We start from the raw sequence: 14,818 nt of genomic DNA, 5'->3' as shown, positions 1-14,818 counted from the left end.
CAGATCTGCGCTGATGGGTCCGAACTCACAGCCGCCAGCGTTACCGCTGATGGCTGCACAGTGACGACGCCGGATTAGTTGAAATAACGACCGCCGTTGACGCTCAACGTGTGGCCTGTGATGTATCCCGCCTCTTCCGAGGCCAAAAAGGCGACGGCCGCTGCCATATTTTCCGGCTGACCAGCCTTGCGCACCGGCAACCTGGAGGCCATAGCCTCTACTCCACCGGGAATACCACCATTGCCTTCCAGGTTACGCAGCATTGGCGTTACAACCATGCCGGGCGGCACATTGTTAACGGTAATCCCTTTTGGCCCAAGCTCCACCGCCAACGCTTTGGTGAGCGCAATCACCCCCCCTTTGGAGGCCACATAATGGCACATGTCAGGTGATCCCGTCTGCGCGCTGGAGGAGGAGATGTAGATAATACGACCCCAGCCCGCGGCTTCCATATCGGGTACTACTGCCTTGGTAACCAGGAAAGCCCCCTTCAAATTGACCGCCATTACCTTGTCCCAGGTTGCCTCGTCGATCTCCATGATTGGTCCGGTCGCGTGAATACCGGCGCTATTGACCATAATGGTTACCAAGCCCAGATCCTCGTGAGTCTTGGCGATTCCCGCAGCAATCGACTCCTGATTGGAGATATCGACAACACAGGTAGTTGCCCGGCGACCCATGGCGGTGATTTCGGCCGCCATTGAGGCCATAGCCGCTTCGTTTAGATCCCAAATCGCGATATCACTACCACTTTTGGCCAGATAGCGGCAAATCTCCGCACCAATACCCGACGCGCCGCCAGTCACTACCGCCACTTTAACAATATCAGTCATACCACCAACTCCTCTCAAACCACTGCCAACTGGCGTTCTATTTATTGAGGCGCACCAGTTTATGTACACCACTGTTGATCACTATATAACAGCCGAGGAGCCATGCCCAGCCATTAGCCGTTACAAAAACGGCCAGAGGCAGGGCTGGGAGGATAATGGATAGGTGACAGCACCGGGGCGAGCCAACAGGAGCATCCCGCCAATTAGTGGCCAGGGTTGGCCACTCTTAGCAAAAGTAGATGGGGATAGGCGTCTAGCCCTTTTCGAATTCGCTCGCCAGAAGGGACTCCAACTGCGGGAACTCGTCGGCACGCAGCACACCATGAAGGAACAGCCGCAGTACCTCACGGCGCATACGAGCCGTCATATTCTGGCGCTCGTCATCGGTTTTGGCATGGGCAGTAACCCACTCGGGCCAAAGGAAATAGCCGGCCAACATGATCACCGACAACACCTCAACATCGATATTGTCCTGGCTGTATTTGCTCTGGGCCAACTGGGCGGTGGTTTGTTTGAACTGGCGAAAGAAGAGGTCTTCACTGGGGTTATCCGACGACAGCACGTCGTACAGCCAGATTCGGCCCAAAGTGGGGTTTTCCACTGCGAAATCCACCAAACCAGCGATCACCTCATACACCGGCCGCTGCTTGATGGCCTCCAAATTACCATCCTGATCCACGTAACTGCCAAACACCTTGGTGGAGAGATGCTCACTGACCCAGGCAACAGTCGCCTTAATCAGATCTTCCCGAGTTTCAAAATGTTGGTAGGCCGTGCCGCGGTTGATACCGGCAAGGTTAGCCACTTTCGAGAGACTCAAAGCCTCTGGTCCGTCCGAAGCCAATACGGTACGAGCTGCAGCCAAAATGGCTTCGCGGGTTGCTTGTTTGGTGCTTTTGCGCAAAGCGATTCCCTTGTTCTTTTCAGTGGAGCGATTTACGGTCTGTTGCGCTCTGTGGCTAGTTGAGTCTTCTATAGCCACAGGAACTTTCTGTAGATAGACTCTTGAGCACAACGATAACCGGTCAACTAAACGATACGGTGCCAACCAGGTGTGGACCACATCGAACTATGAGCCGGGTCTATTAGTAGATCTCGACTAGTAGAGCTCGACGAGTAAATCTCGATCCAGTGGAACGAACACACAGTTACGTGCTGATACTTTTCAAAATTAAAGAGTATCAATCCAGTCAGAATTGTAGCCAGATGTGATCAACGCTGCTGATTATTATCCCAATAGTCGATTTTTTCCATAGTTAGCCCGGTTAAAAAGCCAAATATCGACCATTGTCGTACTCCCGCAGACAAAAAGTTTCTGCCCTTGGAGGCCGCTACACGGGCGAAATAAGAGGAGTAATTAGCCACACAGGGCTCACAGGGATATGGCAGCAGTGGAAGGAGTCTCGAAGCTGGTTACCACCCACGCGGCCCAATCACCACCTGCTTTTCCATTCACCGCAACCAGCCGCTATGGGTGGTTGCTACCAGCGTTAATCCCTGCACCTGCACAACAGCCAGCCCGGCGCACTATCTATCGCCAATTCAGTTATTGCCAATCCAAATCATCGTCAGCCCGCCATCGATTTAGAGCCTCTGTAATTTCACTGGAGTTAAAACCACGATACTGCAGGAAGCGGAAGACCTTCGCCCGCTCAGCAGGGCTCTCTGGCGGCTGTCGAAACTTTCGACGGGCAACTGCGAGTGCCGACGCCTGCCAATCGGCTTCTGCCTCCTGCATAACCGACTCAATTAAGCTGTTTGGCAATTTTTTAGCTTTTAAGTCCTGCACAATACGCAGCCGCCCCCGCCCCTTGGCCTGGCTCGCCTCAATAAACATTCGACAGTAATTCACGTTATTGACGTAACCCAGCTCCTCCAACCAAGCACAGGTTTCGGTTATCAATACATTTTCGGAAGCGGATAATTGTTGGCCAAACTTTACTGTCAGTTTGCCGGCCAATTCTGTTGAGGGGTAATCGCGACGGGCGAGCAGCGTTAGCGCGTAATTGCGCAGCCGACTTCTTAAATCGGATGACTCAGAGAGGGAGGTAGAGAATTTATTGCTCACTTTATTGAAACCCCTGCATCATCGAAACCCTTGCATCGGCTTCCCCCACTGGCGGGGTTTTAAAAAGTGCGTTTAGGCTAAATGACAAAACCCGGGGCTACGCTTACTACCCGGGCCTCACTCGAGGAGACTCAGTCACAGCCACCGGCAAACTCCAGTGGCTGGAATTACCTGATTGATCAGGCTTCAATTGGCTCGACATCCTCTTCGGTTTCAGAGTTATTGGAGCTCTCCGGAAGCAGCTGTTCCCGAATTTGGCTTTCGATAACCTTGGTGATCTCTGGGTTCTCTCTCAGGAAGCGCATGGCGTTGTTCTTGCCCTGACCAATCTTGTCGCCCTGATAACTATACCAAGCACCGGATTTCTCGATCAGCCCCAGCTTGACACCATAGTCGATAATTTCACCCAGGAGATTAATACCTTCGCCATAGAGAATTTGGAATTCCGCCTGCTTGAAGGGGGGGGCAACCTTGTTTTTAACAACCTTCACCCGGGTCTCGTTACCGATAACCTCTTCACCCTCTTTGATGGAACCGATACGGCGAATATCCAAACGGACAGAAGCGTAAAACTTGAGCGCATTACCGCCGGTGGTGGTTTCCGGGGAGCCAAACATCACACCAATTTTCATCCGAATCTGGTTGATGAAAATCGCCAAGCAGCCGGCATTCTTGATATTGCCGGTGATTTTACGAAGCGCCTGGGACATTAAGCGGGCCTGTAAACCCACGTGGTGATCACCCATCTCGCCCTCAATTTCCGCTTTGGGCGTGAGTGCGGCAACTGAGTCGACCACCAGCACATCAATGGCGCCAGAACGCACCAACATATCAGCGACCTCCAGGGCCTGTTCGCCGGTATCGGGCTGCGAAACAATCAAATCGTCAACGTTAACACCCAACTTCTCGGCGTAGATTGGATCCAGAGCGTGTTCCGCATCGATAAAGGCACAGGTACCACCTTGCTTCTGCGCCTCAGCGATAACCTGTAAGGTTAGTGTGGTTTTACCGGAGGACTCAGGACCGTAGATCTCAACGATACGCCCACGCGGCAAGCCTCCCACCCCCAAAGCGGCATCTAGACCAATGGAGCCGGTGGAAACGGTAGGGACCTTAATCTGTTCTCGGTCGCCCATGCGCATTACTGTGCCCTTACCGAATTGACGCTCAATTTGCGACAGCGCCGCCGACAATGCCTTCTCTTTATTGGGGTCCATTACACACCTCGAGTGTTGGGATCTTGGATGATGCCGCGTAGGCTAACACACAATACTGTATATGAAAACAGTACGTGTGTTTTTATCCAGTAGTTTATTTGTGTTATCCAGTCGTTTAATTGAGCAGCTCAATCAGCCCGCGCAGCCCGGCCATCACCGCCTGCGAGCGCACCTCCGCTCTGCCACCATGAAACAGATGATGCTCTACCACCACCTCAGGGGAGAAGTCGGTCGCCCAGGCAAACCAGACCGTACCCACCGGTTTTTCATCGGTGCCACCATTTGGACCGGCGATACCGCTAATGGCTACGGCTAGGTTAGCGCCGGATACCGCCAGTGCGCCTTCCGCCATCTCTCTCACCACCGCTTCACTAACCGCGCCGTGGGCCATCAAACTCGCCGGGCTCACCCCCACCAACTTCTGCTTGGCAGAATTGGAGTAGGTCACCAGGCCCATTTCAAACCAGTCAGAGGAACCGGAAATACCGGTAATGGCAGTGGCAACACCACCGCCGGTACAGGACTCAACGGTGGTCACTTTCAATTGCTTGGCCAACAGCAGCTTACCCAGCTGCAGAGCCAGTGTTTCAGAGGTTGTTTTCATCTTCAATAAAATAAAAAAGTCTACAACTAAGGCAGGCACGGTTGCATTGATACCAGATACGATGCTACCTGGCCAATCCGCACAGCTCACCCTTGGCGGCAAATCCTGATCAAAAAGCAGGAGGATGGGTTACTGCACCCAGCCTGCCGCCAGCATTGATCGATAATAATGTCTGCGGCGCAGCCCGGCCACAACAATCGCAAACAGCGGTGATGCCAACACAAATATCAGCAAGATTGTCCCAGCCGCCACCTATGCATGGCGTGTTAATCGGCGGTAATGACGGCTATTGCACACGATCACGGGCAATGCCCGTCACTCGCAGCCGAGTTTACCCAGCGCAATACCGCCCCCCCAGATGCCAGCCTCACCAGTTTGCGTTAGACTCCAGCCCTTTGTCCTTAGCCAATTTTAGAATTACAAACCATGTCGAATGCCGATCACTCCCAGCATACGCCCATGATGCAACAGTACCTGCGCATCAAGGCCGAACACCCGAACGAACTGGTGTTCTACCGCATGGGGGATTTCTACGAACTCTTTTTCGACGATGCCAAAAAGGCATCGCAACTGCTGGATGTCACCCTTACCGCCCGCGGCAAATCTGCCGGCCAACCCATCCCCATGGCGGGAGTACCCTACCACGCCGCCGAAGGCTACCTGGCGAAACTGGTTCGGCTTGGGGTCTCCGTCGCCATTGCCGAACAGATTGGCGATCCAGCCGAGTCCAAAGGGCCAGTAGAGCGCAAGGTGGTGCGGGTGGTAACCCCAGGTACCATCAGCGACGAAGCGCTACTGGATGAGTCCCGCGACAACCTGCTGGTGGCGGTCAATCAGCATAATGACCAATTCGGCATCGCCAGCCTGGATATCGGCAGCGGACGCTTTCAGGTGCTCGAGGTTAACGGGTTGGAAGCCGCACTCGGTGAGTTGCAACGGTTAAAGCCAGCCGAAATGCTATTACCCGACAGTACTGCCGGTAACCCGCTGGCCGAGGGCCAGCGCGGCGTACGCCTGCGCGCGCCCTGGGAGTTCGATACCGAAACCGCCACCCGCCTGCTCTGCCAGCAGTTTGGCACCCAGGACCTGGCCGGCTTTGGCTGCCAGGAGCTGCCCCTGGCGATTGGTGCGGCCGGCTGCCTGCTCGCCTATGCCCAGGAGACGCAACGCACCGCCCTACCTCACATCACAGCCCTTATCCGGGAAGACCGGGATCAGGCGGTCGCCATGGATGCCGCCACCCGCCGCAATTTGGAGATCGACAGCAATTTAAGCGGCTCCGAAGAACACACATTGTTGGCAGTACTGAACCACTGCTCCACCGCCATGGGTGGCCGGCTGCTGCGGCGCTGGTTAAACCGCCCCATCCGCCAGCTGGCCACACTGGTGGAGCGGCAGGAGGCGATCGCCAGCCTGCTCGATAACTACGCCTACGAACCCTTACATGAGCTGTTAAAAGATATTGGCGACCTGGAGCGCATTTTGGGCCGCGTCGCCCTGCGCTCTGCCCGTCCCCGGGATCTGTGGAGGCTGGGTCACTCGCTGGCGCTCTATCCGGAGATCCAGCAGCTGCTGGCCAGCCATAGCACACCGCACCTCACCCAACTGGCGGCGAACATCAGTGAATTCCCCACCTGGGTAGCGCTGCTCAGCCAGGCTATTGAAGAGAATCCACCAGTGGTTATTCGCGATGGCGGCGTTATTGCTGCCGGCTACGATGCCGAGCTGGATGAACTGAGAGGCTTAAGCAGCAACGCCGGCCAGTTTCTGGTAGACCTGGAGAGCCGCGAGCGGGAACGGACGGGCATATCCACCCTCAAGGTGGGCTATAACCGTATTCACGGCTACTACATTGAGATCAGCCGTGGACAGTCACAAGCCGCGCCCATGGATTACCAACGCCGGCAGACTCTGAAAAACGCCGAACGCTACATCACTCCCGAGCTGAAAACCTTTGAAGACAAGGCATTATCCGCCAAAAGCCGGGCTCTGACTCGGGAGAAGGCGCTCTACGAGGAGCTCGTTGAACGGCTCAATGAGGATTTAACCGCGCTGATGACATCGGCAGCGGCCGTGGCGGAACTCGACGTCATCGTCTGCCTGGCAGAGCGGGCGCAAAACCTGAACCTGTGCCGCCCGGAACTGACCACCGAACCGGGTCTCGACGTGGTTGGCGGCCGCCATCCTGTGGTTGAACAGGTGATCGACACCCCCTTTGTCGCCAACGACATCAGCCTCGACGACAACCAGCGTATGCTGATTATCACCGGCCCCAACATGGGCGGTAAGAGCACCTACATGCGCCAATGCGCCCTGATCACACTGTTGGCCCACGTCGGCAGCTACATTCCCGCCAGCAGCGCCCGTATCGGCTTGATCGACCGCATCTTCACTCGCATCGGCTCCTCCGACGATCTGGCCGGCGGCCGCTCCACCTTTATGGTGGAGATGACCGAAACCGCTAATATTCTGCACAACGCCACCGACCGCAGCCTGGTGCTGATGGATGAGGTGGGGCGTGGTACCAGTACCTTTGATGGCCTCTCCCTGGCCTGGGCCACCGCCCAGCACCTGGCCAGCAAGGTGAAGGCTTTCACCCTGTTTGCCACTCACTACTTTGAGCTAACCCAGCTGCCGGAGCTGATTACCGGGGTAATCAACGTCCACCTGGATGCCACTGAGCACCGCGACAACATTGTGTTTCTGCACCACATTCAAATGGGTGCGGCCAGCAAGAGCTTCGGCCTGCAGGTGGCCAAACTGGCGGGCATTCCGGCCGAGGTGTTGGTAGAGGCCAAAATCCAGCTGAAGCGATTGGAGAGCGGCAGCCCGGGCAGCCACTCACTCAGCGTCGGTGCCGGCAAGGAGAATCCACTTCAGGCCGACTTCTTCGCCGCCGCCGAGCCCAACCCGGTGGTGGAGACGCTGCAGGCGTTGGAAATGGACGATCTCACCCCACGACAGGCGTTGGAGTGGCTCTACAAACTTCGGCAGCAGGCCGATTCAGCCTAAACGGCAGGGGTGAAAAAGAGTGTGCATTTTTTTGCCAACTCTTGCTAAAATGCGGCGCTCGCAAATCCACCCGCCAGTTCATGGGAGCAAAGCATGACCTTCGTCGTTGGCGATAACTGTATTAAATGCAAACACACAGATTGTGTGGAAGTGTGTCCGGTCGATTGTTTTTACGAAGGCCCTAACTTTTTGGTAATCCACCCCGACGAGTGCATCGACTGCGCCCTGTGTGAGCCTGAGTGCCCCGTGGAAGCCATCTTCTCGGAAGACGAACTCCCGTCAGACCAACAGGTATTTCTGGAACTCAACGCCGAGCTCGCCGAAGTTTGGCCCAATATTACCGAGAAGAAAGATCCCCCAGCCGACCACGCCGAGTGGGATGGTGTTGAAGGCAAGCTTCAGTACCTCGAGCGTTAATTAAAAAATGCGGCTTCAGCCGCATTTTTGTTGCCCAAATTTCCTGCCCAAAGCCCAACTCTAGTGTTGGCCCGCAGCAGGCTCCAGCTCAATCACTTCTATTTGCCACCGCTCCTCCAGCCCCTCAGCCACCCTCTGGTAGCGCCAACGCACGTTGTACTCCCCAATCAGGGCTCCAAATATCCGATCCGGGTCCGGCACTGTGTACTGCGGTCGCGGATCCTGCGCCAAGGCCTCCAGCAACAGGCTGCGGTAGCCGGCCTCTACTTGGCCCAAGAGCTCGTTAACAGCCGAATTGAACACCACCTCAAGCGTGGCTGGTGGCTGTCCGGCGAGCTCGTTACAGGCGGTGCTGATGCTATCGGCGTAAGGAACGTAGGGCTTAATGTCCAAAATGGGCGTACCATCAACCAGGTCGACCCCCGCTACATGCAACTTACAACCACCGGAGCTTCGCTCCACCGACAACAGCTGCACCACTGACAACCCGATGGGGTTGGGCCGAACCGGTGCCCGGGTGGCAAATACCCCCACTCGTTTATTACCCCCCAAACGCGGCGGCCGCACCTTGGCACGCGGGGTGGTGTCGCTGTGCAGGTGAAACACGAACTGCAGCCATAAATGGCTGCAGCCATCAATTCCGACGATGTAGTCCGGTTGATCAAAGGGCGGCAGCAACTCAACGGTAGCTGTGGCGTGGGGAGCCAGACCGCTCTGCCTAGGTACCGCGAACTTCTCTTTAAATACCGAGCGCAGCACGGCCACGGGGGTAAAACAATACTGGGGCTGATCGGAACTGGACATGCGCTTTAACTGACACTGAATAGAGGCAAATAGAGCCGTGCTAACGGTTGCAGGGATTATCACCTTAGCGGCGGCCAAAGTCGCCTGGTGCGGGCAGACAACATAAAAAAACCGCGCCTGGGCGCGGTTTTAAGGTGCTGCTGGAGAATCTAGCGATTAGGCACTGAACAGGCACTCACCGTCCAAACCTTGGGATTCCATAATGTCACGCAGACGCTTAAGCGCCTCCACCTGAATTTGACGAACTCGCTCACGGGTAAGGCCAATCTCACGACCAACCTCTTCCAGAGTGCTCATTTCGAAGCCGCGCAGGCCAAAGCGACGTGAAATCACTTCGCGCTGCTTCTCGGTCAATTCACCCAACCAGTTATCAATGCTGTGGCAGAGATCGCTGTCTTGCAGCAGGGAGGATGGATCAGTGTGATTTTGATCCGGCACTGTATCGGCCAGAGTTTTCTCGGAACTGTTGCCAATTGGCACATCCATTGAAGTAACACGCTCGTTGAGCTTGAGCATACGCTCAACATCTTCAACGGGTTTACCCAACAGTTGCGCAATCTCGTCTGCCGTCGGCTCGTGATCAAGCTTTTGTGAGAGTTCTCGCGCCGCGCGCAGGTAGACATTCAGCTCTTTAACCACATGGATGGGCAGGCGAATGGTACGGGTCTGGTTCATGATGGCCCGTTCAATCGTCTGACGAATCCACCAGGTCGCGTAGGTAGAGAAGCGGAAACCGCGCTCTGGATCAAACTTCTCAACCGCGCGGATCAAGCCCAGGTTACCCTCTTCGATCAGATCCAGCAGAGCCAGGCCCCGATTGACGTAACGGCGGGAGATCTTTACCACCAGGCGCAGGTTGCTTTCGATCATGCGCTGGCGGGATGGCTGGCAACCCTTTAAGGCTTTACGGGCGAAATAGACCTCTTCTTCAGCCGAGAGCAGGGGGGAGAAACCAATTTCATTTAGGTAGAGCTGAGTGGCATCCAGATTCTTGCCAACATCTTCGGCTTCACTGTAGGCCGAGGATAACACTTCTTCGGATTCCGATTCTTCGCTGATATCGTCTTCGGCGAAAAACTCGTCGTTGTCGTCGTTCAACCCTTGAACAACCGACAAATTCTCTTCTTTAGCCTGGTATTTAGAATTTTGCGCTGTCACTGCCATTGTCCTAGCCCTTCCAGTATCGGATCTAAAAAAAGTGTGATGATGAACCCAACTTCAACTTGCCCGCACACTCTCACCATCGTGGACTAAATGCTCTTTGTTGTTACTACAAGTCTTTTCGAGCGATTACCCAGCTACTATTTTGAGTAGGCTACCTTTTGGGTAGGTATCGCATCGGATCAACTGGTTTGCCATCTTTGCGAATTTCAAAATAGAGCTTCGTTTTTTCAGTCCCGCTGGAACCTATTTCGGCAACCTTCTGACCCGCTTGAACTCGGTGGCCCTCTTCAACCAATATTTCATCGGCGTGGGCGTAAGCACTCAAGAACTGCCTGTTATGTTTGATGATAAGAAGTTTGCCGTATCCCCGTAATCCTTCACCGGCGTAAACAACAACTCCATCTGCTGCGGCAGTGACAGATTCCCCTTTTTTAACCCCAATATCAATACCCTCCGCGGCGGGGTTTCCAGGCACATAACCGCTAACCAAGGGGCCTGGAGACGGCCAGGACCAGCGGATGCTGTCGCTGGTATGAGAATCGTTCTCACTGGTTGTTTTTGTTGTCGTCAACGGTTTTGAACGAGAAACTGACGTCTTTTTGACACTTGAGACGGGCGTTGGAGGAGGAGAGGTAACCTTCGGCTGAGGCTTGGTTGCGACTGTCGGGGTCACCGATACAGCACGGTGATCACTTCGCAAAAATAGAATTTGCCCGGGAACTATACGGAAATCCGCGCCAATATTATTAGCTCTCGCTAAAATTCTGTAGTCCAGGCCATAGCGCCAAGCAATTGAGTATAAGGTTTCACCCTTGGCAACCGTGTGGGTGGTGATATCTCGGGTGGGTGGTTGTCGCAAATCTACAATCGGAGCGGGCTTTTTAATTGAGCTGCAAGAGGTCAAAAAAACCGAGGCGATCAAGATCTTGAACAGCCTTATCACCAAACCACTCCCCTTTGGAAAAGCATATAACAGTCTACCGGACAGCCTTGCTTCAGTAGTTGGTTATATTTTTTATTTCTAATTTTCCAATTTGGACAAGGTTGTATGCGCATTGATTCTAAAAATAACTGTAAAAAAGTACGAAATCTTCAAACTTTAGTACGAGTTTACTCCCCAAAACCGGCCAGGGATGACGATAAGCCAGAATGGACCCCTTAAAAATAGGACAAAATTTCTGTTTAGCGAGCCGTTTTGTCAGATAAAGTGACGGCGAGTAGTTCTATACCAATGACCAGCACTAAACCGAACAGAGCAGCTAGCATTGCTCCTGCTATATAGGAAGGCTCTCCAACCAATTCACTGTAGTGCCAAGGCCATAGATTCTCTTGAAGGACAGGAACAGCCTCTCCGTGGCGATCAATTCGCGTCTCAACCACCTGTTTCCAAGGCCAGATCACGTTCAAAGATCCCAGAAGGAATCCAGTCAGCACAGACAATGTCGCCCGATGGTAATGGTGCAACAACCAGGATAGCACTCGGGAAAAGAGCAACAGCCCACAGGCGGCACCAATAGCAAAACTGCACAACAGCAGCCACTGCAGATCGCTCAACGCCGCAATAAAGATGGGGTACAAGCCGAGCAGCAACAGCAGGAAGCTCCCAGAAATACCCGGTAGAATCATGGCACAGATAGCAATGGCACCGCCCAGAGTCATCACATACCAATAACCTGGCAACGCCACTGGCCGTAACAGTGAGATAGCCAGGGCACAGGCAACCCCCACACCGAACCAGAGCAGCGCACCAGCGGTAAACGGCCGCAACTGCCGAGACAGGTGCCAAACTGAAGCAAGCACCAAACCCCAAAAAAAGGACCAGACCAGTATTGGGAAGGTGGCCAATGCATATTCAATTACGTTGGCCAGGGAGAACAGGCTGAGTAACACACCACCAAACACAGCCAATAGAAAATTACCATTGATCTCCTGCCAGGCAGCCAATGGCCCTCGCTTGACGAGGGTAACCACCGTCACCAAGCCGATACTACGCAGAGAATCGATCAACTCTTCATAGATACCCGTAATAAAGGCAACAGTACCACCCGAGACACCCGGCACAACATCAGCCGCGCCCATGGCCACGCCGCGCGCGAATAGAAGCAGGTAATCTTTAAGATTTCGAGACATAGTTTCGTCCTTGACCAATAGAGAACAGCAGGTCGCCTGCAACCTAGCGAGTGATTCCGGATAAAAGGGGAACAAATTTGACGGGCTCGAGCACGACAGATTCAAAAGTGTCTTCAATCCGGCGTACCAGCGTTAATTGCTGATCTCGATCACCAACAGGAATAATTAAAGCGCCTCCCGGCGCAAGTTGCGCCAGCAGGCTTTCAGGAATAGCCGCGGGTGCTGCGGCACTAAGAATGGCATCAAATTGCCGCTCCTGAGGCCAGCCCAGAATTCCATCTGAGTGCCGCAGGATGACATTGCGTAACCGCAACTGCGAGAGGCGCCCCCGTGCCTTATCCAACAGCGGTTTGATCCGTTCAACGCTGTACACCTGGGGGAACAGCTGCGCCAGAATGGCGGTTTGATAACCCGAGCCGGCACCTATCTCCAACACCGACTGGGCAGTGGGCACAGCCTCCAACAGCAGCTCCGTCATCCTGGCCACAATGTAGGGCTGCGACAGTGTTTGTCCATGACCTATCGGCAGTGCAGTGTCTTCATAGGCTCGATGACTGAGCGCTTCATCCAGGAATATATGGCGCGGGGTGGACTCCATGATAGATAGCACCCGCGTGTTTTTAATACCTTGCTGCCGCAACCGCTCAATCAGGCGCAAACGGGTGCGCTGAGAGGTCATTCCGATACCGTCGAATTGCATTTGGATAGGATTTCTGCCTAAAACTAAAAAATATTGTGCTGAGTCAGCCGATTAAATTGGTTAGAAGCGCGAATTTTACACCTAAACATCCAGGCCTGTTGAGTAAAACCAGTTCCAACTACGCGATAGGGCTATCAGTCTGGCAAGCATTGATCCATGGATTCGGCAGGTTTAGTGGTGCGCCCCCTGCCTACAATTTTCGCGGGTACACCGGCTACCGTGACCCCGGAAGGGACCGCTTCAATCACCACGCTGCCGGCAGCCACTTTGGCATTTTCACCCACGTCAACATTGCCCAGGATTTTACACCCGGCCCCCATCAACACACCTTTGTGGATGGTTGGGTGGCGTTTGACCGATTGGCAACCAGAGCCCCCCAATGTAATCGAATGCAGCATGGAGACATCGTCGTGAACGATAGCCGTCTCTCCGATAACCACACCCGTAGCATGGTCAATCATGATGCCGGAACCCATCTGAGCGGCTGGATGAATATCAACACCAAACCGCTCTGATATGCGGTTTTGGAAGAACAGCGCCAAGGCTTCACGACCCTGCTGCCAAAGCCAATGACTTATGCGATGCGACTGCAGAGCATGGAACCCCTTAAAGTGCAGCAGCGGCACCATATACTGGTCACACGCCGCATCACGGTCATACCAGGCATAAATATCGCGCAACATCTGTACTTCGAGGCCAGGTTGCTCCGCTAATGCCTCCTGGCAAACTTCACGTACCAGCATGGCAGAGAGGTCGGGGCCCGCCAGCAGGCTGGCCAGTGTATAGGTAATGGCATCTTGGAAGCTGGCGTGATTGAGGATAGTGCAGTAGTAAAAACTCGCCAATCCAGGCTCGGCAATACTTGCCTGCCGAGCCTCGGCACGGATACCCGGCCAGATTGCCAGCAGGTGGTTTGGAGCCTGGATGGTAGGAGAGAAGGAGTTCATCTTTTACTCTATTTATCGCCGGCACTTTGGTTTTCCCCCTCTCAACCAGAGGGAGAGGGCAGTCGAATGGGTACTGCAGCGCAGATTAACAGACTTTTATGAAACGCTGATAGATTTCTTCCAGGTGCTCGAGAATCGGTGCTTTCAGCTGGATGTCACTGGTCTCTAGCAAGCGGGCCAGCTGCGTCAGATCATACTCGGCCTCTAATTGCTGTGATAACGGCCGAAAACTCAGGTGCCACGGTTCCGGGGCAATACCAAACGGCCGGCAATCCCCATCAAGGCGCTTTACATACGGGCGATAAAAACCAACATCGGGGTTGTTATCCAACCAACGACTTAGCCACTGATGGAAAGCACCAAAAACCCCGTTTGGCTCGGCTTCGGCCTGGGTTAACTGTACCTGATAGCCGGCAGGCATCGCAGCACGATCATAGACATCCATATCCGTCCCCCAATGGTGCCTTGAGGCTCCTGGCAAAGCACTCCAGCGCAGGATAGCCTCAACCAACGGCCAGCCGTTCAGAGTTCCCGGCGGAATCGGGTACTCACTGACATCCAACACCGCTCGTTTACCGCAAGCCTTGGCATTCCAGATTGCTAACTGCTGATCAAAACTGCGAAAGGCACTTACCACGGCCAGTTCAAATCCGCTTTCTTTTGCCGCATCTGCCAGAATTTTTAGTGCCGGCGCCACCTGCGGGAGAATACCGGCCTTGGCTGCACCATATTGAAAAGCGGTAATGTGGCCATTAGTTTGGCCACTTAGGTTTTCGAAGGAGAGAGCTTGTATCGATTTCGTGGAGAACCCGGACACATTGATACCTAAGGTAACGCAACTGCAGCATTGCTCAATCCCTTTACAGAGTGGCTTTACCGCTAATTGTCAACAAGTGTATTATGAGGCTTTGCTATATCAAAC

14 protein-coding genes are annotated in these 14,818 nt (G+C 54.2%); 2 read left to right on the top strand and 12 right to left on the bottom strand.

The genetic code is table 11. The features are described 5' to 3' along the window. Window positions 1-74 precede the first annotated feature (74 nt). The 5 genes from SBL51_RS14980 to SBL51_RS14960 form a co-directional block, all read right to left on the bottom strand. Entirely contained in the window at window positions 75-833 is a 759-nt protein-coding gene (locus SBL51_RS14980) for an SDR family NAD(P)-dependent oxidoreductase (RefSeq protein ID WP_317931858.1), read from the bottom strand. A gap of 253 nt (window positions 834-1,086) precedes the next feature. After that, window positions 1,087-1,737, bottom strand: a complete 651-nt coding sequence (locus SBL51_RS14975; protein ID WP_317931857.1) for a TetR/AcrR family transcriptional regulator — start codon at window positions 1,735-1,737, stop codon at window positions 1,087-1,089. Between the two features lie 642 nt (window positions 1,738-2,379). Continuing rightward, entirely contained in the window at window positions 2,380-2,901 is a 522-nt protein-coding gene (locus SBL51_RS14970) for a regulatory protein RecX (protein ID WP_317931856.1), read from the bottom strand. A 179-nt stretch (window positions 2,902-3,080) separates the two neighbouring features. Next, window positions 3,081-4,118, bottom strand: a complete 1,038-nt coding sequence (gene recA / locus SBL51_RS14965) for a recombinase RecA (RefSeq protein ID WP_317931855.1) — start codon at window positions 4,116-4,118, stop codon at window positions 3,081-3,083. A gap of 115 nt (window positions 4,119-4,233) precedes the next feature. Further along, complete coding sequence (locus tag SBL51_RS14960; RefSeq protein ID WP_317931854.1) at window positions 4,234-4,722, bottom strand: nicotinamide-nucleotide amidohydrolase family protein; 489 nt, start codon at window positions 4,720-4,722, stop codon at window positions 4,234-4,236. Window positions 4,723-5,148: 426 nt separating this feature from the next. On the opposite strand from SBL51_RS14960, the gene mutS reads away from it, so the two are divergent. Together mutS and fdxA are read left to right on the top strand one after the other, a co-directional pair. Beyond that, window positions 5,149-7,734, top strand: a complete 2,586-nt coding sequence (gene mutS / locus SBL51_RS14955; RefSeq protein WP_317931853.1) for a DNA mismatch repair protein MutS — start codon at window positions 5,149-5,151, stop codon at window positions 7,732-7,734. Between the two features lie 93 nt (window positions 7,735-7,827). Continuing rightward, window positions 7,828-8,151 carry a ferredoxin FdxA gene (fdxA, locus tag SBL51_RS14950; protein WP_317931851.1) on the top strand — a complete coding sequence of 108 codons (324 nt, stop codon included), beginning with the start codon at window positions 7,828-7,830 and terminating at the stop codon, window positions 8,149-8,151. A gap of 60 nt (window positions 8,152-8,211) precedes the next feature. On the opposite strand, the gene tsaA is transcribed toward fdxA, so the two are convergent. The 7 genes from tsaA to SBL51_RS14915 all read right to left on the bottom strand — a co-directional run bounded on the left by tsaA (window position 8,212) and on the right by SBL51_RS14915 (window position 14,593). Then, entirely contained in the window at window positions 8,212-8,955 is a 744-nt protein-coding gene (tsaA, locus tag SBL51_RS14945; RefSeq protein WP_317931850.1) for a tRNA (N6-threonylcarbamoyladenosine(37)-N6)-methyltransferase TrmO, read from the bottom strand. 156 nt (window positions 8,956-9,111) lie between these two features. Beyond that, complete coding sequence (gene rpoS, locus SBL51_RS14940) at window positions 9,112-10,119, bottom strand: RNA polymerase sigma factor RpoS (protein ID WP_411860490.1); 1,008 nt, start codon at window positions 10,117-10,119, stop codon at window positions 9,112-9,114. A gap of 151 nt (window positions 10,120-10,270) precedes the next feature. Beyond that, a complete protein-coding gene (locus tag SBL51_RS14935; protein ID WP_317931849.1) occupies window positions 10,271-11,062 on the bottom strand; it encodes a peptidoglycan DD-metalloendopeptidase family protein in 792 nt (263 codons plus the stop codon). 239 nt (window positions 11,063-11,301) lie between these two features. Beyond that, window positions 11,302-12,249 (bottom strand): DUF368 domain-containing protein, encoded by a 948-nt coding sequence (locus SBL51_RS14930; RefSeq protein ID WP_317931847.1) that lies wholly within the window; start codon window positions 12,247-12,249, stop codon window positions 11,302-11,304. Between the two features lie 43 nt (window positions 12,250-12,292). Continuing rightward, complete coding sequence (locus SBL51_RS14925) at window positions 12,293-12,949, bottom strand: protein-L-isoaspartate(D-aspartate) O-methyltransferase (protein ID WP_411860489.1); 657 nt, start codon at window positions 12,947-12,949, stop codon at window positions 12,293-12,295. A 134-nt stretch (window positions 12,950-13,083) separates the two neighbouring features. Further along, window positions 13,084-13,896 (bottom strand): serine O-acetyltransferase, encoded by an 813-nt coding sequence (gene cysE / locus SBL51_RS14920; RefSeq protein WP_317931845.1) that lies wholly within the window; start codon window positions 13,894-13,896, stop codon window positions 13,084-13,086. Window positions 13,897-13,981: 85 nt separating this feature from the next. Further along, window positions 13,982-14,593 (bottom strand): M15 family metallopeptidase, encoded by a 612-nt coding sequence (locus SBL51_RS14915; RefSeq protein ID WP_317931843.1) that lies wholly within the window; start codon window positions 14,591-14,593, stop codon window positions 13,982-13,984. Between the last annotated feature and the right edge of the window lie 225 nt (window positions 14,594-14,818).

It is taken from the genome of Halioxenophilus sp. WMMB6, assembly GCF_033283405.1.
Classification (GTDB): Bacteria; Pseudomonadota; Gammaproteobacteria; order Pseudomonadales; family Cellvibrionaceae; genus Halioxenophilus.
This window is presented reverse-complemented; position numbering and strand designations above follow the sequence as displayed.

Excerpts from the sequence above, each read along its gene's own strand:
- recA (WP_317931855.1), bottom strand. The coding sequence starts at position 4,118 with ATGGACCCCAATAAAGAGAAGGCATTGTCGGCGGCGCTGTCGCAAATT.
- SBL51_RS14960 (WP_317931854.1), bottom strand. The coding sequence starts at position 4,722 with ATGAAAACAACCTCTGAAACACTGGCTCTGCAGCTGGGTAAGCTGCTG.
- fdxA (WP_317931851.1), top strand. The coding sequence starts at position 7,828 with ATGACCTTCGTCGTTGGCGATAACTGTATTAAATGCAAACACACAGAT.
- tsaA (WP_317931850.1), bottom strand. The coding sequence starts at position 8,955 with ATGTCCAGTTCCGATCAGCCCCAGTATTGTTTTACCCCCGTGGCCGTG.
- SBL51_RS14925 (WP_411860489.1), bottom strand. The coding sequence starts at position 12,949 with ATGCAATTCGACGGTATCGGAATGACCTCTCAGCGCACCCGTTTGCGC.
- cysE (WP_317931845.1), bottom strand. The coding sequence starts at position 13,896 with ATGAACTCCTTCTCTCCTACCATCCAGGCTCCAAACCACCTGCTGGCA.
- SBL51_RS14930 (WP_317931847.1), bottom strand. The coding sequence starts at position 12,249 with ATGTCTCGAAATCTTAAAGATTACCTGCTTCTATTCGCGCGCGGCGTG.
- mutS (WP_317931853.1), top strand. The coding sequence starts at position 5,149 with ATGTCGAATGCCGATCACTCCCAGCATACGCCCATGATGCAACAGTAC.
- rpoS (WP_411860490.1), bottom strand. The coding sequence starts at position 10,119 with ATGGCAGTGACAGCGCAAAATTCTAAATACCAGGCTAAAGAAGAGAAT.
- SBL51_RS14980 (WP_317931858.1), bottom strand. The coding sequence starts at position 833 with ATGACTGATATTGTTAAAGTGGCGGTAGTGACTGGCGGCGCGTCGGGT.